The following is a 21,488-nucleotide window of genomic DNA, read 5'->3' on the forward strand; positions in this document are numbered from 1 at the left end:
GTAAATGCATCGACGGAGTTTGCCGCATGGCCCAATCCGAGACAATGAAGGCGATGGTCACCATGGGGCACGGTGATCTGGATAAGATGGTCTGGCACGAAAACTGGACCTGCCCCACTCCCAAACCGGGCGAAGTTCTGATCAAGGTTGGTGCCTGTGGCCTGAACAATACCGACGTAAACACTAGGTCCGGCTGGTATTCTAAAACAGTCAGCGATGCGACCACCGGTGGCGCGTTTGAAGAGGTCGGCACTGATGACCCAACCTGGGGCGGAGCGCCACTGGCCTTTCCGCGCATTCAAGGGGCGGATGTCTGTGGGCAGATCGTTGGAGTTGGAGACGGCGTGGATCCAAACCGCTTGGGCGAGCGTGTGATAACCGATTGCTGGTTGCGCGATCCGACCGATCCGGTGAACAAGGACAAAACCGGCTACTTCGGATCAGAGCGAGATGGCGGCTTTGCCGAATACACAACGATCCCGGCTGTCAATGCGATAGCCATCCAATCAACACTTTCGGATGCTGAGCTGGCAACCTTCTCCTGTTCCTACTCAACCGCCGAAGGCATGCTGACCCGCGCCAAGGTCACCGCGGCTGACACTGTTCTTGTTCCGGGCGCATCTGGCGGCGTCGGTGGCGCTCTGGTTCAACTGGCCAAGCGCCGAAATGCGCGGGTCATCGCGATGGCGTCGGAGGCTAAGCACGACAACGTGGCTCTGTTGGGTCCAGATGTCATCCTGTCCCGCGCCCCCGATGATTTGCGCAAATCGTTGGGAGACGAAAAGATCACGGTCGTTGCCGACGTGGTGGGCGGGTCATACTGGCCGCAGCTTATCAGCATTCTTGAACGCGGCGGACGCTATACCTGCTCGGGCGCCATCGCGGGCCCTATGGTCGAGTTCGATTTGCGGACGTTCTACTTGCGCGATCTGACCTTTACAGGCTCGACCGTCATCGACCCCGAAGTAATGCAAAATCTTGTACGTTATATCGAAGCGGGCGAAGTAAAACCGGCCCTGGCCGCAACCTACCCTCTAAGCCAATTGCATGAGGCACAAACCGCCTTCATCGCGAAGAAACACACCGGAAACATCGTGGTGATCCCATGACGTTGGATGATGTTTTAATGGCCGCCAGGCGATTGCATCAGAACCACCCGGATTTGGCGGGTTTTGGGGGTTGGCCAACAGATTTATCCAGAACGGACTTACAGCCCGCACAAATTCCGGCAACCCGGCTTGTCAGCAAATTTGGTCTGAGCGGTACGCCCGAAACACAGGCATTGGTTACGGCCATTGCAGCAACTGCTGAGCAAGCGCACTGGAAACTGACCTATTCCGAATCCGAAGTCGGTGCGGATTTCTTGTCTCGGTACGGGTATTACGAACTGTTCGGACCCAGCGGGCATTTCCATTCGACCCAACTACGCGGTTATGTCGCCTATTGGGGCGCAGGTCTGCAGTATGGCTGGCACAGCCATCGGGCTGAAGAGCTATACCTGACGCTCGCTGGAAAAGCCTGTTTTAAGGTTGAAGGGAATGCACAGCTTGTCGGGCCGGGCCAGACCCGCCAGCATGAAAGTTGGCAAAGTCACGCCATGACGACAAGCGATCATTCAATCCTGACCTTTGTCTTGTGGCGGGGCGATGGAATGGATGATCTGCCTCGGATGGATGCCGCATGACATACTGCGTCGAGGTGAAACCAAAATGAGAATTACCGGGATTTCTGTCTTTCAAATCGACCTGCCATTGGAGCATCCATACTGGCTGTCAGGCGGGCGATTGAAGTTTGAGAAGCTGGATGCGACGCTGGTCAAGATTGAAACCGACAAAGGGCTTGTTGGTTGGGGCGAAGGCACGCCCTGGGGGCATACCTATGTACCCGCCCACGGCCCCGGCATACGGGCCGGGATCGAGACGATGGCACCGTTTGTTCTTGGCCTCGACCCGCGGCGAGTTCTGGATGTTGAACGCGCGATGGATCAGGCCCTACCCGGACATCTCTACGCCAAAAGCCCGATTGACATGGCGTGCTGGGACATAGCCGGTCAGGTTGCTGGTCTTCCGATTGCTGATTTGATGGGGGGAGGGTCGCGTACGCCGCGCCCAATCGCATCCTCCGTAGGAGCCAAGACAATCGAAGAAACCCGCGCCGTCATCGAACGATACCGGCAGCGCGGCTATATCGCCCATTCCGTCAAAATCGGCGGCGATGTGGCCCGTGATATCGCCCGAATCCGTGACATGGAAAGCCTGCGCAATCCCGAAGACATCATCCTCTATGACGTCAATCGCGGCTGGTCGCGGCAGCAGGCATTACGCGTGATGAGTGCGGTCGAAGACCTCAATGTCATGATCGAACAGCCTTGCGAAACACTGGATGGCATTGCCGCGATCTCAGGCAAACATGCTTCGCCTGTTTCGGTTGATGAAAGCCTTGTTACCCTTCAGGACGCGACGCGCATAGCCCGCGATGGCATTGCCGAAATATTCGGCATCAAGCTCAATCGGGTCGGCGGGCTGACCAAAGCGGCCCGAATGCGCGATGTCGCGCTGGCGCATGGGATTGACATGTTTGTAATGGCAACCGGTGGTTCTGTGCTGGCGGATACCGAAGCGCTGCATCTGGCGGCGACAATTCCGGATGCGAATTGCCATGCTGTCTGGGCCTGTCAGGATATGATCACCGTCGATATCGCCGGTGGGCGTGGGCCGAGAAACGTGGACGGCCACCTGCATCTTCCCGAAACACCCGGCCTTGGCGTTCACCCAGATGAAGATGCGTTGGGTGATCCTGTGGCGATCTACCGGTAACGATACACGCCTCTTGTGCAAGTTCGATGACGGTCATCTGCCGAGGTTGACCTTGCCGCTTCGCCATGGGAACGATGCGCGATGGCTTAGTCGAACAGGATAGCGCGATGAAGATCGAACCCTTTGGCGTCGAAATCTGGATGGATGAATGGGAAACCCGCTGCGCCTATAACCTTGCAGAGACTTGCGTCGAGAGCCTGAGTATTGCCGAGCTTTTGAAGCTTTCCGGCAAAAACTCGGATGATCTGTCTGAATTGCTTGGGATGAAGATGACCTATGGCGCGATCCGGGGCTCGGATCGGCTGCGTGATGCGATCTGTGGTCTTTATGACCAGCAAAAGCGCGAAAACATCATCGTCACCCACGGCACGATTGGCGCCAACATGCTGGTCCACAAAACGCTGGTCGAGCGCGGCGACAAGGTGGTGGCCGTCGTACCCACATATCAACAGCACTATTCCATCCCCGCCAGCATCGGTGCAGAGGTGACGCAGATTCATCTGCGCGCCGAGAACGCCTATCTGCCCGATCTGGAAGAGCTGCGCGCTGCAGTAACCCCGGACACAAAGCTGATCGCCATCAACAACCCCAATAATCCAACCGGCGCGGTGATGGATCGCGCCTTCCTGCTTGAGATCGTCGAAATCGCACGCACCGCCGGAGCATGGTTGCTGTGTGACGAGGTCTATCGTGGCACCGGGCAGGAAGGTTCTGGCATGACAGACGCAGTTGCAGATCTTTATGAGAAAGGCATTTCAACCGCAGGCATGTCCAAGGCTTTCTCGCTGGCGGGGCTACGATTGGGTTGGATCGCGGCTGACCCGGAATTGATCGAGGCGGTTTCGATCCATCGCGATTATGACACGATCTCGGTCGGCATGATCGACGACCATTTCGCTGCGCTTGCGCTGGAAAACCACGACAAGGTTCTGGCGCGCAGCCACGCCTTTACGCGCGGCAACCTCGCCATGCTGGAAGAATGGGTCGAAAGCGAGCCCAAGATTAGTTGGGTCAAACCCAAGGCCGGAACAACCGCGCTGTTGCACTACGACGTCGACATGCCCTCGCGCGAGTTCTGTGTGAAACTGCTGCAGGAAACCGGCGTGATGTTCACGCCGGGCTCTGCCTTGGGTCTCGAAGGCTGCGTTCGGATCGGTTACGCCAATACTCCATCGATCATTCGCGAAGGGCTGGCAAAGGTTTCCACCTTCCTTGCGAAACTGGGCTAGCGCCGCATCGACTGGCCGTTGTGGAACAGATGCACCTTTTCGGGTGCCGCAGTGACCGAGACGGTTTTTCCTCGCAGATTGCGCTGAACACCAGGTAGTTTTGCAATCACGGCTTCCCGTCCATCCGGGACTGCAAAGTAAAGCAGCGTGACCTCACCCAAGGCTTCGGTGAAATCCACCAAGCCGGAATAAATTGGTGTTCCTTCAGTGATCATCAAATCCTCGGGCCGGACACCGATATTGACCTTTTTGCCCTCATCAGCGGCTTCGGTCGGGATCGATGAGACCGCCACACCACCATCATCCAGCGTCACAGTCGTTGTCTCTCCGGTCGCGGTGATGGTTCCGGGCAGCAGGTTCATCGATGGTGAGCCGATGAACTGCGCAACGAACTCGTTATCTGGCGTCTCGTACAGTTCCAGCGGCGTACCGACCTGCGCGACCCCTTTGTTTGCCAGAACCACAATGCGACTGGCGAGTGTCATCGCCTCGACCTGATCGTGAGTGACGTAGATCATCGTACTGTCGGGCATCGCTTCTTTCAGACGGGCGATCTCGATCCGCGTCGCCACGCGCAGGGCGGCATCGAGGTTCGAAAGCGGCTCATCGAACAGATACACCTTGGGGTCGCGCACGATGGCACGACCGATGGCAACACGCTGACGCTGTCCACCAGACAATGCCTTGGGCAGACGATCCAGCAGAGGTTCAAGCTGCAGAATCTGCGCTGCACGCTCCACGGCGGCGTCAACCTCGGCACTGGGCATCTTGGCGATCTTGAGCGCGAAGGCCATGTTTTCGCGCACCGTCATATGCGGGTAAAGCGCATAGGACTGGAACACCATCGCGATGCCGCGTTGCGCAGGTGGCACATCGTTCACCACCTGCCCTTCGATCTCAAGCGTACCGCCAGTGATCTTTTCAAGGCCTGCGATCATCCTCAGCAAAGTGGATTTTCCGCAACCTGACGGACCGACAAAGACAATCAGTTCGCCTTGCTCGATCTCGAGATCGATATGTTTCAGAACATCGACAGGACCATAGGATTTGGCCACATCCGTAAGCTTGAGTTCCGACATGGTTTACCTCTTTTCCCGAGCCAATAGACAGAATTGAGCGGCATCCAGCGTCACGTTGCTTTCCCCGCGAACGCCGCCCAACTCCTCCCCGATCACTTGCCAGTCACCTTCTGGCAGGGTCACGCCAACCGGACAGTCACCCAGATTGAAGGCGCAGAAGACCTGCTCGGCTTCATCCTCTCGGGTGAAGGTCAATACCGAACCGATTTGTGACATCCCTGTCTGCGCGCCGGACATCAGCGCTGAGTGCGCATGACGCAATGCAATCGCATGGCGGTAGTGGTGCAGCATCGACGCTGGATCTTTTTCCAACCGATCCACCGCCCGCTCGGCCTGCGCAGCGCTGACTGGCAACCAGGGACGGCTCGTGCTGAACCCGGATTGTTCGTCCTGTGCGGCCCAGACCATCGGAGTACGGCAGCCATCGCGACCTTTGAATTCCGGCCAGAATTCAATACCATAGGGGTCTTGCAAATCTTCGAACGCAACATCTGCCTCGGGCAGACCCAGTTCCTCACCCTGATACAGGCAGGCTGAGCCACGCAGGCACATCATCAAAACGGCGTGCTGCCGGACAGCTGCATCGTCCAAACCCCAACGCGAAGCATGGCGTTGCACGTCGTGGTTTGAGAAGGCCCAGCATGGCCATGCATCACCCGCCTTGTCCTCAAGCTGGTCAAAAACCTGCTTTGCGTAAGCTGCCGTCAAAGCCCGCTTTTCGAGGAACTCGAAAGCATAACACATGTGCATCCGTTTATCGCCGCTGGTGTATTCGCCCATAATCTCAAGCCCGCGCTGCGCGTCGCCGACCTCACCCAGACAGGCGCGGCCCTCGTATTCGTCAGTCAGGGCGCGTAGCCTTTCCAGGAAGGCGATATTCTCGGGCTGACTTTTGGAATAGAGGTGATCCTGATGGTTATACGGGTTCACCATCGGCGCAATGGATGAGTTCCTCTGATCCATCGGCAGGCCAGGATTGTCACGTAGCTGGGCGTCGTGGAAATAGAAATTGATGGTGTCCAGACGGAACCCGTCGACCCCCATATCCAGCCAGAAGCGCGCCACATCCAGCAACGCATCCTGAACTTCCTTGCAGTGGAAGTTCAAATCCGGCTGCGAGGTCAGGAAGTTGTGCAGATAATACTGCAACCGCCGCGCATCCCACTGCCACGCCGAGCCGCCAAAGATCGAAAGCCAGTTATTCGGAGGTGTCCCGTCGGGTTTGGGATCAGCCCAGACATACCAATCGGATTTCGGGTTCTCGCGGCTGGCGCGGCTTTCGTTGAACCATGGATGCTGATCTGAGGTGTGGGATAGCACCAGATCGATCATCACCTTCAACCCATGCGCATGGGCTTGATCCAGCAGCTCTTTGAAATCTCCCATGGTGCCGAACATCGGATCGACATCGCGATAGTCGCTGACATCATAACCGAAATCCTTCATCGGAGATTTGAAGAACGGCGAAATCCAGATTGCATCAACCCCCAGCGAGGCGATGTAGCCTAACCGCTGGGTGATACCCTTTAAGTCTCCGATCCCGTCACCGTTGCTGTCCTGAAAGCTGCGCGGATAGATCTGATAGATCACCCCGCCCCGCCACCAATCTGACGCCGACTTGGTTTTTTCGAATGCTGTCGCGTTGGTCTGCACGTTCATCACACGCCCTTATTTTACGGAACCGGCCAGCAAGCCGCGAACCAGATATTTCTGCATTGCAAAGAAGACTGCCAACGGCACCGCGATTGAGACAAACGCCGCCGTGGCCAAGATTTCCCAGTTACCGCCCCGCGTACCCAGCAGCTCGACGATACGGTTGGTCATTACCGTTGTTTGGCCGCTGGCATCGATCAGGAAGACTTTGGCAACCAGCAGATCGTTCCATGTCCAAAGGAACTGGAAGATCGCAAAGGATGCCAGTGCCGGAAAGCTAAGCGGCAGGATCAACTTGGTAAAAATCTGAAACTCGGTTGCGCCATCTACCCGGGCGTTCTCAATCAGGTCACGAGGCAGCCCGGCCATGTAGTTACGCAATAGGTAGATCGCCAATGGCATCCCGAACCCGGTATGAGCCATCCAGACCCCGAGGTATCCTTTACCGATCCCGATATTGAGATGCAGTTTCAGCAACGGGATCAGCGCCAGCTGCAATGGCACCACCAATAGGCCAACCACCGCAGCGATCAGCAGGGCACGCCCCGGGAAATCCATCCATGCCAGCGCGTAAGCCGCAAATGCTGCGACAAGAATCGGGATAATCGTCGCCGGGATCGTCACCGTCAGGGTATTGAAGAACGCCTTGCCCATACTGTCGGAACTGCTTTCGTTGAACAGAACATGGGCATAGTTTTCCAAGGTGAATTCAGGCGGCAGAGTAGTCGTCACAAACACGCGAGGGCCGCGCTTGCCCGAAAACTCTTCTGCGTTTTCCATCCGATAGTCACCGTTGGCCTGAACCGTGATCGTCCCGCCACGACGAAGCTCAGCCGTTTCGCCCGGAGCAAAGGCATCAATCGCACGGGAATTCACACCCCATCGCGAAATGTCCGAGGCCCGATCACCATCGAAGATATTGCCTTCGATCACATAGAGACCATCCTGCAAAACTTGCGTTTCAGGTGTCGCCGCGCGCAGAGTCAGGTTTTGTTCCGACGGGAAGAGCGCCCGCCACCAGCCGCTGCTGGAAATCTGGTCCGCTGTTCTGAATGACGAGATCAACAAACCGAGTGTTGGGAAAACCCAAAGCACCACAAGCAGCACGACCGAGGCGTGAACGACCCATCTTAGGGCTGGGCGGGTTCCTGCAATATCGCTCATAACCCCGTCCTCCTACTGCATTTCTTTGCGCGCATTGCGCACGTTCCAGATCAGGATCGGCGTCACCAGCAACATGATCACCATGGCGGATGCCGATCCCACGCCCCAGTCATTGGCGCGGAACATCTTGTCGTACATGTAATTGGCCAGAACCTGCGTCTCCCACTGGCCGTTGGTCATCGCAAAAACGATGTCAAAGACCTTGAGGACCACGATGGTGATGGTGGTCCAGACCACCATGATCGTGGTTTTGATCTGCGGCACTTTGATCTTGAAGAAAATCTGGAACGGATTGGCCCCGTCCAGAATGGCGGCCTCGATGGTCTCTTCCGGGATGCCGCGCAGCGCGGCGGACAGAATGACCATCGCAAAGCCGGTTTGTATCCAGACCAGCACGATCATCAGGAAGAAATTGTTCCAGAAAGGCAGGGTCAGCCAGGTGTGCGTTTCGGTTCCACCAAAGAAGATGTAGATCGCGTTCAGGACGCCGATCTGATCCTGATCGGCCGGACGTGCATCATAGACCAGTTTCCAGATTACCGAGGCGCCAACGAAAGAAATCGCCATCGGCATAAAGATCAGCGACTTGGCGACGTTACCCCAGCGGATGCGATCCGTTAGCTGCGCCACGAGCAGGCCAAATGCGGTGGACATGGCAGGTACAACAATCAGCCAAAGCATGTTGTTGCGCATCGCCTCCCAGAATTTCGGCTCGGCTACCATCTGGGTATAGTTGTCAAAACCCGCCCATTCATATCCACCACCGGCGACCCGATCAGTCAGCGACAGGCGCAGCGTCTCAAACACCGGATAGGCAAGATAGACCCCAAGGGCGAGGATCGCGGGAAGCAGAAACAGCCAGGGCCGGATCATATTCGCGCGGTTGATATTGCGACCCGCGTTCGGTCCACGCGCAGGGAACAGGACTTTATCCAGAAATTGGTTGGACAGGTAGAAATAGCCCACGCATCCCGACACACCGATTACGATTGTTAGCAGGCCCTGAATTGCCGGATTCATGGCGTCCTCTCCCTTGCTAGGGTTTCGGGCAACCTGATTGAAAGGTTGCCCGAAGGTTCAGCGGATTACTTGATTGCGTCCCAAGATGACTGGATTTCGCCGGTGACTTCTTCGGCGGATTTCCCGCCAGTATAGTCAACCATGCCGGTCCAGAACGTACCCGCACCCACGGCGCCCGGCATTAGGTCCGAGCCGTCGAAGCGGAAGGTGGTCGCGCCCAGTAGAATGTCACCCAGACCGCGCAGAGTATCATCCTTATAGGCTTCGGTGTTCACGCCCTTATGCGGGGTCAGGAATCCGGTTTGTGCCATCATGACTTCATGAGCAATCGGCTGCTTGAGGAACTCCATGAACGCGCTGGTCGCATCCGATGGATTGCTTACCGCCATCAGAGTACCGCCACCCAGAACCGGGTTACCCAAGTCCTTGTCTGCGAAAGACGGCATGTAAAAGAAATCTGCATCCAGGCCGAACTCGACATCTTCGGGGAAGAAAGCCGGAACGAAGGATGCCTGACGGTGCATGTAGCACTGCGGCGGCGATGAGAACATGCCTTTGGGGCTGTCGCGGAAGTCAGTCGAGGCGACAGCATCTGACCCACCCGAGACCTTGGCGTCATCACGCGCGAACCAGCCAAACTCTTCGATTGCGGCGATAACGCGCGGATCGTCAAACGGGATCTCGTTTGTCACCCACTGGTCGTAAACCTCGGGCGGCTGAGTCCGCAGCATCATGTCTTCAACCCAGTCGGTCGCCGGCCAACCGGTGGCGGCACCCGATCCCAGGCCAATGCACCACGGGGTTTCGCCATCGGCGACGATCTGCTCGGTCAGGGCCTTCAGTTCTTCCATGCTCGTCGGCACTTCGTATCCGGCATCCTCGAAGTTTTCCGGGTTATACCAGACCAGAGACTTGACGTTCACATTGTAGAAGAAGCCATACATCTGGTCATTGCCGTCAGCGTCTTTGTAAGTGCCAAGATCAACCCAGGAATCGCCAGCCGCATAATTATCACCAACCCAGGCCGCCATATCTTCACCCAGCGGCGTCAGCTGCCCTTTGGATGCCATGATCGCCGCCAGTCCTGGCTGCGGGAAGACCGCGATATTGGGGGCTGATCCTGCCTCGGCATCGATAACGATCTGCTGCTCGAAACTGTCGGAACCGGTATAGATCACATCTGCGCCAGTCGCCTCTTCGAAATAGGCAATCATGTTGTTGAAGTAACCGTCCTCCGGGGTCAGCCACGGACCAAAAATCGTGACCGTCTGACCGCTCAGATCCGGGGCGCTTTCGGCCCAGGCATTATAGCTGTCCCAGTTGAACGGCCCCTCGCCCGGCGCGAAGACCAAATCTTGTGCTTGAACCGACCCGGCCAGCAGAGCGATCGCCGCCGCACCCGAATAAAGTGCGTGTCTCATGAGTTCTCCTCCCAATATTTTCGGCGCAAACGAGATTCGTTTTCAAAGCGCTTTGGATGCCGTACTTTATCCGCTAACATTCAGACCCTGTCAATATCTCGCCTACTAGCCCCTAAAAAACTGCCATTCTAAGGTATTCTCTCGAAACATGTTGACTGAGCCAGGTTTTCACAACAAAACAAATGGGAATCAATTTGAAGGCGCTTTGAGTGAAATGAACCTAAAGCAACTCTCTGAGATCCTCGGCCTTTCACAAACAACCGTCAGCCGCGCGCTGAACGGTTACCCGGAGGTCAGCGAAGGGACGCGCATCCGGGTTCAGGCTGCTGCGAACAAGCATGGTTACCGCCCCAACAGCCGCGCCAAGGGGCTGGCGACAGGGCGGTCTATGGTCATCGGCCATGTGATTCCCACCTCGTCCCGGCACGAAATGGTCAATCCGATTTTCGGAGATTTTGTGGCAGGCGCAGCCAAAACCTATGCGGCGAACAATTATGACATGATGTTCACGCACGCGCCGGACACATCAATTGAAGAATCCTATCGCAGCCTGTTCAATCGAGGCGTCGTAGACGGCGTGGTCCTGCAAGGCCCCAAGGTACGAGAGCCGCGCATCTCGGTATTATCGCGCCTCGGCGTGCCCTTCATTGTTCATGGCCGGTCGACCTACGCCAAAGAGCCCTATGATTGGATCGATGTGAACAACCAGCGTTCTTTCGAACGCGCTACTCGGTTTTTGATCGATCTGGGCCATCGGCGCATCGCCTTGATCAACGGGCTCGAGGAAATGGATTTCGCGCGTCGGCGGAGGAACGGCTATCTGGCGGCGCTCAAAGAAGCCGGGATCTCGCCTGATCCACACCTGCTGCGCAGCGCCGAGATGACCGAGATTTATGGACATCAGACAGCCTGCGACATGCTGAAACTCGATGACCCGCCAACAGCAATTTTGGCCTCTTCGATTATCTCTGCGGTTGGAGTCCGGCGCGCACTGGAAGAAAGCGGCCTGAAAATGGGGCGCGATATCTCGGTGATCGCTCATGATGACGAGTTGTCCTACATGCGCAATGGTATGGATGTTCCAATTTTCACCGCAACGCGCTCGTCGGTCAGACACGCGGGCGAGTTGGCTGCCGAAATGCTGATCGAGCGGATCAACGCTCCGGATGACCCACCCAAAACGCGCTTGCTGGAGGCTGAACTTGTCGTCGGCAGCTCGACGGGGCCAGCCCCACAAAGGATGTGAGATGAAGTACAAACGCGCAGATTTCCCGCCAGATTTTCAGTTTGGCGTGGCGACGTCGGCCTATCAGATCGAGGGACACGCCAATGGGGGCGCAGGCAAGACCCATTGGGACAGTTTCGCTGCAACTCCAGGTAACGTCGCCAATGCGGAAAACGGAGATTTGGCCTGCGATCACTATAACCGGTTCGAACAGGATCTGGATCTGATCCGGAGCGCAGGCTTCGACTGTTACCGGTTTTCAACCAGTTGGGCGCGCGTGCTGCCCGAAGGGCGCGGACCGATCAATCAGCAAGGCTTGGATTTCTATGATCGCCTGACCGATGCGCTGATTGAACGCGGCATCAAACCCTGCGCAACGCTGTATCACTGGGAACTCCCGTCACCACTCGCCGATCTGGGCGGTTGGCGAAACCGGGATATCGCGAATTGGTTTGCAGACTTCACCGAGATCATCATGGGCCGCATAGGCGATCGGATGTTCAGCGTCGCACCTGTCAACGAGCCTTGGTGTGTAAGCTGGCTGAGCCATTTCGAAGGCCAACATGCCCCCGGCTTGCGCGACATCCGGGCAACCGCGCGCGCGATGCACCACGTGCTGCTGGCCCATGGTCGCGCAATCGAAACTATGCGCGGATTGGGCATGTCGAACCTTGGCGCAGTGTTCAACCTTGAATGGGCGGAACCTGCTGACGACAGTAGCGAAGCACAAACCGCTGCAGCGCTATATGACGGGATCTACAACCGCTTTTTCCTGGGCGGCGCTTTCAAGAAATCCTACCCTCAGAATGTTCTGGAAGGATTGGAGCCGCATCTGCCGGACAAGTGGCAGGATGATTTCGACACTATAGCTGCACCTGTCGATTGGTGTGGGCTCAATTACTATACGCGCAAGTTGATAACGCGCGCAGATACGTCTTGGCCTTCCTTGACCGACGTCCCTGGCCCCTTGCTAAAAACGCAAATGGGGTGGGAAATTGATCCGGCAGCCCTGTCCCGTTTCCTGATCCGAACCGCGCAAGAGTATACTGGGGACCTGCCTATCTACGTGACCGAAAACGGCATGGCGAGCGCAGAACGTCAAAACGACGCTGACAGAATTGACTACTTGAACCAGCATCTTGCCGAAGTGTGTAATGCCCTGGACCACGGCGTTCCGATCAAGGGATATTTCATCTGGTCCCTTCTCGACAATTACGAGTGGGCGCTGGGATATGAAAAACGGTTCGGGCTGGTCGATGTAGATTTCGAGACGCTGGAAAGAAGGCCAAAGGACTCCTACCGCGCGTTGCAGGCCGCATTGGTTCGGGATCAGTCTGGTTGACCGTCAAGCTTTGCTACTGCGGGCACACGCCGGTTCAGTTTGGCACCTTCAAATGTGGCGTTTGGCGTTCCACCGTAAGGTTCTGTGTGGCCGAGGATGACGTCAGTTCAACAAACAAGCGCTCGGCGCGCGCAAACCGTTCGAAATAGGTGAACTGAATTGAATTCACTAACGACGGCTCCTGACACTGCACCAGATAATCGGCCTGAAATTCGGTGTGATGCACGGCATTATCGCTGACTTGCCCCTCATCCTGAACGAAGACATCACCAACAAGCGCGACATTGGCCGTTGCAGTCACACACCCCGCTTCAGGCGGCACCTCAAAGATCTCAAGCGGTTTAGAAAGGTCCGAGATTGCGACGGCAACATCTGCCCTCTCATCTTCGTTCTCGGCAGTGTGCTCGAACCCAACAATATCTACGCCTGGCACTTCAAGCGTCAGGCTAAATCCGGTTTCAACAAATGAAATTGCCATATGACCCGCGCCATGAGTATGCGCTTCGATGGCGGTCTCTGCCTGCGCCATCAGCGCGGCTGGTATTAGCGCAAGAACAACGGCCGCGCGTTTCATTCTGTTCACCATTAACCAAACAAACCGTAGGGCATTTTAATACAATTGCGCCTCAGCGCAATGTTCGCCGGGTGCATCGGGCTTCCCAGATATGGTTAGTCAGAAATGGGAATAATACCTGATAATAAAACTCAGGTTGACATTGCTGACTATTTCACTAAGAAATTGCCGCATCCAGCCCCGCTGCGTCTGCCGGGGTCCGAATCCCGCTGAGAAAGAAAAGTGTTCCACATGACCAGATTGTTCAACGCGGCCAGTGCCCTGACCTTGTGTATCGCAAGTACAGCTGTCGCCGAGGCCCCGTCCAAAGCCGATGTTCTGACCACATATTCCAATATCGCCGAAGTCAAATATGACGACAGTCTGATTGCAGCAAAGAAACTGCAAGCTGCCGTCAACGCCCTCATTGCTGACCCGTCCGATGCCACTCTGAACACAGCCCGTGCCGCATGGGTCGCCGCGCGCGTGCCGTATCAGCAGACCGAGGTTTATCGCTTTGGAAACGCCATCGTCGACGATTGGGAAGGCAAGGTGAACGCATGGCCTCTGGACGAGGGCATGATAGATTATGTGGATTCCTCCTACGGCGGCCCCAGCGATGAGAACGAGTTTGCCGCGCTGAACGTCATCGCCAACCCCAGCTTTGATCTGTCTGGCGAGACCATCGACGCCAGCGAAATTACCCCTGCCCTGCTGTCGGATACGCTGCACGAGGCTGACGGGATCGAGGCGAACGTCGCCACCGGCTATCACGCCATCGAATTCCTGCTGTGGGGTCAGGACCTGAACGGCCACGGCACGGGCGCAGGAAGTCGTCCTCATACCGATTATCTAGTTGGTGACGGCTGTACAGGTGGCAACTGCCATCGCCGCGCCCAGTATTTGACAGCGGCTACTGATCTGCTGATTAGTGATCTGGAATGGATGACTGCCCAGTGGGCCGAAGATGGTGACGCACGTGCCGCTCTTGCCGCAAATGAAACTGCTGGCGTTAGTGCGATCCTAACCGGCATGGGTTCGCTGTCCTACGGCGAGCAGGCGGGTGAGCGTATGCGCCTCGGCCTGATGTTGAACGACCCCGAGGAAGAGCAGGACTGCTTCTCAGACAACACCCACAACAGCCATTACTATGACGGCTTGGGCATCCAGAATGTGTATTTGGGCAGCTATACCCGCATCGATGGCACGCCTGTTTCGGGTGCATCCCTATCGGATCTGGTGACCGCAGCCGATCCGACGCTTGATACAGAGATGAAAGCCAAGCTGGCCAACACCATGCTGGCGCTAGGCCGTATCAAATCAACCGCCGAAGCGGGTTTTGCGTATGACCAGATGCTGGAACGCGGCAATGAAGGTGGCGAAGCGCTGATTATGGGTGGTGTCAATGGACTGGTCGATCAAACCAAGACCATCGAACGCATCGTGACCGTGCTGGAGCTTGACCAGATCGATTTTGAAGGCTCGGACAGCCTGGATAACCCTGACGCGGTATTCCAATAGGTATCATGGCCGGGCGCATGTTTAGTGCTCTCGGCCTTTCTCAACATCGAGTGTGGCGTCTTGGCACTGGACGCGCCCTCAATAACTAACTATTTCACTCGGAAATAGCATATACCGACTGAGTCGCCATGATCGTTTGCCATTGCACCAACATCTCTGACCACGATATCCGAGCGGCGATCGATTGGATGCGCGCGGCAGACCCACAGACCATCATCACTCCCGGCAAGATCTATCATGCCCTTGGCAAGTCAGCGGATTGCGGCGGATGTATGCCGCTTTTCCTAGACACAATGCGCGCAGACGATAATCTTAAAGTCCCCATGCAGCTTCGGTCGTTACGATCCGAAGTATCACAGGAGAAAGCACATGAAGGGCGATCCCAAGGTCATAGAATACCTCAACAAATCACTGCGGCATGAACTGACGGCGGTCAGCCAGTACTGGCTACATTACCGCCTGCAAGAGGATTGGGGGCTTGGCCATATGGCCAAGAAAAGCCGTGAGGAATCCATCGAGGAAATGGGCCATGCAGACAAGCTGATCGAGCGGATCATCTTTCTGGAAGGCCACCCCAACCTGCAGAAACTTGACCCACTCCGCATCGGGCAGACCCCGAAAGAAACACTGGAATGCGATCTAGCCGCCGAACAAGACGCGCGGGCGCTTTATGTCGAAGCGCGGGAATACTGCCGCGAGGCCAGCGACTATGTGTCCATGGGCCTGTTCGAAGAATTAATCAGCGACGAAGAAGGACATATCGACTTCCTCGAAACGCAGCTCGACCTTTATGAAAGGATTGGCGAAGCTAATTATGCGCAACTTAACGCATCCAAGATGGACGAAGGCGAGTAAGCTTGCCCTTGCATCGGTGGCCGCACTCACGGCCACCTCTTCCCAAGCCACCGAGCTGCGGGACCCTCATCTAAATTTCCTTCCAAGAACTGCCGAAGAACGCGCCCGGATCGACGCTGTCACAGCAACGCCGGACGACTTCAGTGTGCCGCAACGGTTCGAAGAACTGTCCGCTGGTGCTGCGACCGTGCGGGCGCGCACTGATGCGGACGCGTTTTCTCAGCCCTCCGCCAATTTAAGCTTCGAACAGGAGCTGGACTTCAAAGTCGGCAACGGGTTGTTCAAAAAGATCTGGGTCTCGTCTCCGTCGTCCACTCTGGCTTCGGACGGTTTGGGTCCGCTATACAACGCCCGCTCGTGTCAGCGCTGTCACATCAAGGACGGGCGCGGTCATACGCCTAACGGCCCGGATGACAATGCCGTCTCGATGTTCCTGAGAGTTTCGGTTCCCGGCAAGCCAGAGGGCGCGCCTGCTGAGATCGAAGACTATATCGCCACCCTGCCTGATCCGAGTTATGGCACTCAACTGCAGGATTTCGCTCTGGCAGGCCATCCCGCAGAATATCGGCTGGACATCACGTATGAGGAAGTCCCCGTCGCGCTGTCCGACAGCGAAACGGCCTCGCTCCGCCGCCCCAGCTATAAGGCCGCCGATTTAGGCTATGGCCCGCTGCACCCGGACGCGATGCTTAGCCCTCGAGTTGCGCCGCAGATGATCGGACTGGGGTTGCTGGAATCAATTCCGGTTGAGGACTTGCTGGCCAAAGCCGATCCTGATGACGAAGATGGCGATGGTATCTCGGGCCGTCCGAACATCGTATGGTCGACGGAATTCGGCGAACCAATGATGGGCCGCTTTGGTCACAAGGCCGGGATGCCCACGGTGATGGAGCAATCGGCGGCGGCCTTCGCAGGTGATATCGGCATATCAAGTCCGCTTTACCCCGCGCCGAACGGCGATTGCACCGAATTGCAGGCCAACTGCATTGATGCACCGCACGGAGACAATGATGCGCGGGGATTCGAGATTGACGCAATTGGCATGGACCTCGTCGCCTTCTACAGCCGCAATCTCGGTGTTCCGGCGCGCCGAGACACCGATGACCCTGAAGTGCTGCGCGGGAAAGAAGTGTTTCTTGCCTCGGGCTGCGCATCCTGCCACACGCCTGCTTATGTCACCCACAGGATGCCCGATAGGCCCGAACAGAGCTTCCAGCTTATCTGGCCCTATACCGACCTGCTGTTGCACGACATGGGCGAGGGTCTGGCCGACAACCGCCCCGAGGCCCGCGCAACGGGCCGCGAATGGCGCACGCCGCCTTTGTGGGGCATCGGCCTGACACAGCGCGTCTCGGGCCACACCCAATTCCTGCACGATGGTCGCGCGCGATCCCTGCTTGAAGCCATCCTTTGGCACGGTGGCGAGGCGCAGGCCGCCCGTGACACGGTAGTTTCAATGCCAAAAGCCGACCGCGACGCTCTGATCCGCTTTCTTGGGAGCCTCTGACCCATGCGTAGCCTTACTTTCGCCGCCGCCCTGCTAGTGCCCTTGGGCGCCTTTGCTCAGGATCGTGCTCCGATTTTGATGGATGTGACCGAAACGCATATTCTACCGCGCTTTGCAGAGCTGGCTGACGCAACCGGTGCTTTGTCGACCACAGCCCAAACAGATTGCGAACCGGAGTCAGACGACCTGCGCGCTGATTACGCCACGGCATTCAATAGCTGGATTTCGGCCAGCCATTTACGTTTTGGGCCGTCCGAGGCTGACGATCGCGCTTTTGCACTGGCTTTCTGGCCAGATACCAAAGGATTCACACCCAAAACCCTGTCCCGACACATCGCCAGTGAAGACACTGCCGTCGACGACCCCGATGCCTTTGCCGAAACCTCAATCGCCGGGCGCGGCTTTTTTGCATTGGAACGAATGCTCTTTGATCCAGCGATGACAGAACAAGGAAGCGCCGACTATCGTTGCGCGCTTATCCGCGCCATCACCACTGATATCAACCGAAATGCCGTCGCGATCAACGCGGACTGGCAAAGCTACGCACCACGACTGACGCAGCCGGGGGACAACAGCCCCTATCGCTCGGGCGATGAGGCGATGCAGGAGCTGTTTAAGGCGCTTACAACGGGGCTAGAGTTCACAGCCGACACACGCATTGGACGCCCTTTAGGAACGTTCGAGCGTCCGCGCCCGAACCGTGCTGAAGCGCGGCGGTCCAAGCGGTCGTTGCATCATGTCACGCTGTCTCTGATCGCCCTGCGTGACTTGGCCGCCCGTCTGTCCTTTGACCACCCCGAGATTGCTGCAGATCTGGATGCCGGTTTCGCGCGGGCCATCGACCGGGCTCAATCACTGGACGACCCCGCCCTCGCCGGTGTTGCGACACCGCAAGGTCGCGTCCGCATCGAAGCGCTGCAGCAATCGATCAACGACATTCGCGAGATCGCCGCGACCGAGCTTGGCCCGACGCTCGGCATCAGCGCCGGATTCAACTCACTGGATGGGGATTGACCATTGACGAACCGCCGCGAATTTCTTGCAGGCCTTGGTGCCGCCAGTCTTGCTTCGGTGCCGGGCTGGGCGTCCGTCGGCGCGCCCCGCTATCTGGCCGCTGCCTTATTCCCAGATGGTAGCTACCGCCTGTCCGGCCTGGATAACTCGGGCGCAGTTTTGTTCGCTATACCGCTACCCGCGCGCGGGCACGCCGCCGCGGCCCATCCGTTCAAAGCCCAAGCGGTCGCCTTTGCCCGCCGCCCCGGGACCTTTGCAATTGTAATTGATTGTACAGATGGTTCTGTCCTAAAGCGGCTGGAGGCACCCAATGGCCGCCACTTCTACGGGCATGGTGCATTCTCGGCTGATGGAACACAGTTTTTCACAACCGAAAACGACTATGAGGCCGCAGAAGGTGTGGTTGGCGTCTGGGACGCGATCAGCTTCGCACGGCTGGGAGAGTTCTCGTCAGGTGGGATAGGCCCCCACGACATGCGCTTGCTGCCCGGTGGCGACATACTGGTCATCGCCAATGGCGGCATCGAGACACACCCCAACAGCGGTCGGACCAAGCTAAATCTGCCAACGATGCAGCCCAACCTGAGCTATCTCGACATTTCGGGTTCGATATTGGAGCAAGTAGAGCTACCCCGCGCGCTGCACAAAAACTCGATCCGCCATCTTGCGGTGCGTGACGATGGTCTAGTGGGTTTTGCAATGCAATGGCAAGGCAGCCAGACCAAGTACCCTGCCCTTCTGGGGCTTCACCAAAGGGGCGAAAAGCCTCGCCTTTTGTCAGCGCCCGAAACGCAGCAAAGAGAGTTGCAAGGGTATGCTGGCAGCATTGCCTTTTCCACCGATGGCCAATCGGTTGCGATCACCTGTCCACGAGGCGATGCATTGCACCGCTTCGACGTAAATAGCGGAGCATTCATCGAAGCTTTAGTGTTCGAAGATGTTTGCGGTTTAGGCGCCGGCAAGGCTGGGTTGGCGTTTACCGCCGGAACCGGTGCATTTGGCACTCTGACGACCACCGGCGCCGAAATCACCGCGCGGTCGGATTGCCAGTGGGACAACCACCTGATCCCGATCCGTACATACGGCTAGAATTCGTCGGCGAACCCTCTCACAGTTTACACTTGGACGAATCAAACTGCTGCCGTATTGGCAGGCGCTAAACCAGCACACCCAAGTTAAGGACTGATCTGATTGAAACAGACGCCCGACGCACCGCATTCCATCTACGGGGTTGAGAAATGGGGCCATGGCCTCATTGAGGTGACAGAAAGGGGCGAGATAGCTCTGCGCAATCCGATGGCCCCCGAGGCCGAGGCAATCAGCCTGCCGGGTATCCTCAGCGATCTGGACGACCGGGGGATCAAAGCCCCGATGGTCTTGCGTGTTGCGTCTTATCTAGAGCATGAAATCGCGCACCTGAACGAGAGCTTTGCCGAGGCAATCGCGCGCGTAAACTATAAGGGCCACTATCGCGGTGTTTTTCCGATCAAGGTGAACCAACAGGCGCAGGTGGTCGACCGGATCGTCGAGTTCGGCAAGAAATACAATTATGGCCTTGAAGCAGGATCAAAACCTGAACTGGTGGTGGCCCTGGCCCATCGCCTGGCCCCCGAAGCGCTGATCGTCTGCAATGGCGTCAAGGATGCTGAATTCATCCAATTGGCGATCCTGTCTCGCAAGATCGGGTTCAACACCGTCATCGTGCTGGAAAGCCCAAAAGAGGCCAATACCGTCATCGAGGTCTATAACCAACTGGGGATCGAGCCCCTGATAGGCGTTCGGGTCAAATTGACCAATCAGATCAGCGGCAAATGGGAAGAAAGTTCGGGCGACCGTTCCGCCTTTGGAATGAACACCGACCAGCTTGTTGCCACCGTGGACAAGCTGAAAGCGGCGGGATTGCTGCACTGCCTCAAGCTGCAACATTCGCATCTGGGTTCACAGGTGCAAGACGTTAACGATGTGCGCCGCGCTGTTGGCGAGGCATGCCGGTATTACACCGAACTCTCGCGTGAAGGTGTACCACTCAGCTACCTGGATCTCGGCGGCGGTATGGGGGTGGATTACACGGGCGAAAAAAAGGCCGCGGAAAACTCGATCAACTACACGGTCGAGGAATATTGCGCCAACGTAGTCGAAACCGTGGCTTACGCCATGGACGAGGCTGAAATCGACCACCCCACACTGATCACCGAAAGCGGCCGTGCGGTGGTTGCGACGTCGTCCATGCTGGTCTTCAACGTGTTGGAAAGCACACTCTACGACGCCCCGAACGGACCAATGGCCGAGCCCGATGACCACCACATGGTTTCGGACCTCGCCGCAGTACACGGCTATCTCAGCAAGGATCGGCTGCAGGAATGCTGGAACGACGCAACTTTCTATCGCAATGAATTGCGCGCGCTTTTCAGGCGCGGGTATGTCGACCTGCGCCAGATGGCCCGAGCCGAGCGCATCTACCTGTCCCTTATGGCCCGTCTCAAGGCCTTGGCGGCATGTGATGATCTGGACACGGAAGTGGATGACCAGCTTGAGAAGGTCGCAGACATCTACCATTGCAACTTCTCGCTGTTCCAATCCCTCCCCGATGTCTGGGCCATCGACCAATTACACCCGATCGTGCCGCTGCAAAGCCTGAATGAAACACCAGACCGACGCGCGGTCCTGTCCGACATCACCTGCGACAGCGACGGAAAGATCGACCGATTCATACTGGCCGACGGCGTGTCCCCCAGCCTGCCAGTGCATTCGCTGCCCGAAGAAGGCGAGTATTTCATGGGCGTCTTCTTCGTTGGTGCCTATCAGGAAACACTTGGCGACCTGCACAATCTGTTCGGCGACACCAATGTAGTCACCATCGAACTGCGAACCGACGGTGGCTTCGACTTGCTGCATGAACAAGAGGGCGACACAATTTCTCAAGTCTTGTCTTATGTGGAATTCGACCCGCAAGACTGTGTCGCCGCGTTCCGCAAAATGGTAGACGAGGCGATTTCGACCGGTACTCTGCAAGCCAAGGACCGAAAAACCCTGTTGAGCGCCTATCGCGACTCGATCAACGGCTACACCTATTACGAATAACCCCTTGA

The 21,488-nt window shown here is 57.0% G+C and carries 19 protein-coding genes; 13 read left to right on the forward strand and 6 right to left on the reverse strand.

Annotated features, from left to right (window positions below):
- Window positions 1-26: 26 nt before the first annotated feature.
- From ACR0MJ_RS19100 to ACR0MJ_RS19115, 4 genes are all read left to right on the forward strand, one after another.
- Window positions 27-1,109 carry an alcohol dehydrogenase family protein gene (locus tag ACR0MJ_RS19100; protein ID WP_480762198.1) on the forward strand — a complete coding sequence of 361 codons (1,083 nt, stop codon included), beginning with the start codon at window positions 27-29 and terminating at the stop codon, window positions 1,107-1,109.
- Window positions 1,110-1,126: 17 nt separating this feature from the next.
- The gene (locus ACR0MJ_RS19105) at window positions 1,127-1,684 is read left to right on the forward strand and encodes a dimethylsulfonioproprionate lyase family protein (protein ID WP_480762199.1); all 558 of its coding nucleotides are present in this window, start codon (window positions 1,127-1,129) and stop codon (window positions 1,682-1,684) included.
- Between the two features lie 25 nt (window positions 1,685-1,709).
- Entirely contained in the window at window positions 1,710-2,816 is a 1,107-nt protein-coding gene (locus ACR0MJ_RS19110) for a mandelate racemase/muconate lactonizing enzyme family protein (RefSeq protein WP_480762200.1), read from the forward strand.
- Between the two features lie 107 nt (window positions 2,817-2,923).
- Window positions 2,924-4,045 carry an aminotransferase gene (locus ACR0MJ_RS19115; RefSeq protein WP_480762201.1) on the forward strand — a complete coding sequence of 374 codons (1,122 nt, stop codon included), beginning with the start codon at window positions 2,924-2,926 and terminating at the stop codon, window positions 4,043-4,045.
- On the opposite strand, the gene ACR0MJ_RS19120 is transcribed toward ACR0MJ_RS19115, so the two are convergent.
- From ACR0MJ_RS19120 to ACR0MJ_RS19140, 5 genes are all read right to left on the reverse strand, one after another.
- On the reverse strand, window positions 4,042-5,124 hold the full coding sequence (locus tag ACR0MJ_RS19120; protein WP_170646672.1) for a sn-glycerol-3-phosphate ABC transporter ATP-binding protein UgpC: 1,083 nt from the start codon (window positions 5,122-5,124) through the stop codon (window positions 4,042-4,044). The genes ACR0MJ_RS19115 and ACR0MJ_RS19120 overlap by 4 nt on opposite strands.
- A gap of 3 nt (window positions 5,125-5,127) precedes the next feature.
- Window positions 5,128-6,783 (reverse strand): alpha-glucosidase, encoded by a 1,656-nt coding sequence (locus ACR0MJ_RS19125; protein ID WP_480746098.1) that lies wholly within the window; start codon window positions 6,781-6,783, stop codon window positions 5,128-5,130.
- A 9-nt stretch (window positions 6,784-6,792) separates the two neighbouring features.
- Window positions 6,793-7,941, reverse strand: a complete 1,149-nt coding sequence (locus ACR0MJ_RS19130; RefSeq protein WP_480762202.1) for a carbohydrate ABC transporter permease — start codon at window positions 7,939-7,941, stop codon at window positions 6,793-6,795.
- A 12-nt stretch (window positions 7,942-7,953) separates the two neighbouring features.
- Complete coding sequence (locus tag ACR0MJ_RS19135; protein WP_170402173.1) at window positions 7,954-8,961, reverse strand: carbohydrate ABC transporter permease; 1,008 nt, start codon at window positions 8,959-8,961, stop codon at window positions 7,954-7,956.
- Window positions 8,962-9,026: 65 nt separating this feature from the next.
- Window positions 9,027-10,382 carry an ABC transporter substrate-binding protein gene (locus tag ACR0MJ_RS19140; RefSeq protein ID WP_170512843.1) on the reverse strand — a complete coding sequence of 452 codons (1,356 nt, stop codon included), beginning with the start codon at window positions 10,380-10,382 and terminating at the stop codon, window positions 9,027-9,029.
- Between the two features lie 214 nt (window positions 10,383-10,596).
- On the opposite strand from ACR0MJ_RS19140, the gene ACR0MJ_RS19145 reads away from it, so the two are divergent.
- Window positions 10,597-11,628 carry a substrate-binding domain-containing protein gene (locus ACR0MJ_RS19145; protein ID WP_170636791.1) on the forward strand — a complete coding sequence of 344 codons (1,032 nt, stop codon included), beginning with the start codon at window positions 10,597-10,599 and terminating at the stop codon, window positions 11,626-11,628.
- Between the two features lies 1 nt (window position 11,629).
- Entirely contained in the window at window positions 11,630-12,949 is a 1,320-nt protein-coding gene (locus ACR0MJ_RS19150; protein ID WP_480762203.1) for a GH1 family beta-glucosidase, read from the forward strand.
- A 34-nt stretch (window positions 12,950-12,983) separates the two neighbouring features.
- On the opposite strand, the gene ACR0MJ_RS19155 is transcribed toward ACR0MJ_RS19150, so the two are convergent.
- Window positions 12,984-13,523, reverse strand: coding sequence for a ZrgA family zinc uptake protein (locus ACR0MJ_RS19155; RefSeq protein ID WP_170402185.1), 540 nt, complete (start codon window positions 13,521-13,523; stop codon window positions 12,984-12,986).
- Between the two features lie 231 nt (window positions 13,524-13,754).
- Between ACR0MJ_RS19155 and ACR0MJ_RS19160 the strand changes: the two genes are divergently transcribed.
- From ACR0MJ_RS19160 to speA, 7 genes are all read left to right on the forward strand, one after another.
- On the forward strand, window positions 13,755-15,023 hold the full coding sequence (locus ACR0MJ_RS19160) for an imelysin family protein (RefSeq protein WP_480762204.1): 1,269 nt from the start codon (window positions 13,755-13,757) through the stop codon (window positions 15,021-15,023).
- A gap of 128 nt (window positions 15,024-15,151) precedes the next feature.
- Window positions 15,152-15,445 (forward strand): (2Fe-2S)-binding protein, encoded by a 294-nt coding sequence (locus ACR0MJ_RS19165; protein ID WP_170420427.1) that lies wholly within the window; start codon window positions 15,152-15,154, stop codon window positions 15,443-15,445.
- Window positions 15,393-15,878, forward strand: a complete 486-nt coding sequence (gene bfr / locus ACR0MJ_RS19170) for a bacterioferritin (RefSeq protein ID WP_170402188.1) — start codon at window positions 15,393-15,395, stop codon at window positions 15,876-15,878. The genes ACR0MJ_RS19165 and bfr overlap by 53 nt, the downstream gene beginning before the upstream one ends.
- Window positions 15,838-17,385 (forward strand): di-heme oxidoreductase family protein, encoded by a 1,548-nt coding sequence (locus ACR0MJ_RS19175; protein WP_480762205.1) that lies wholly within the window; start codon window positions 15,838-15,840, stop codon window positions 17,383-17,385. Before bfr ends, ACR0MJ_RS19175 begins: the two co-directional genes overlap by 41 nt.
- A 3-nt stretch (window positions 17,386-17,388) precedes the next feature.
- A complete protein-coding gene (locus ACR0MJ_RS19180; protein ID WP_480762206.1) occupies window positions 17,389-18,399 on the forward strand; it encodes an imelysin family protein in 1,011 nt (336 codons plus the stop codon).
- A gap of 3 nt (window positions 18,400-18,402) precedes the next feature.
- Window positions 18,403-19,488: a DUF1513 domain-containing protein gene (locus ACR0MJ_RS19185; protein ID WP_480762207.1), complete on the forward strand. Its 1,086-nt coding sequence runs from the start codon at window positions 18,403-18,405 to the stop codon at window positions 19,486-19,488.
- Window positions 19,489-19,590: 102 nt separating this feature from the next.
- The gene (gene speA / locus ACR0MJ_RS19190; RefSeq protein ID WP_480762208.1) at window positions 19,591-21,480 is read left to right on the forward strand and encodes a biosynthetic arginine decarboxylase; all 1,890 of its coding nucleotides are present in this window, start codon (window positions 19,591-19,593) and stop codon (window positions 21,478-21,480) included.
- Window positions 21,481-21,488 lie beyond the last annotated feature (8 nt).

Source organism: Ruegeria sp. C6 (assembly GCF_056537625.1).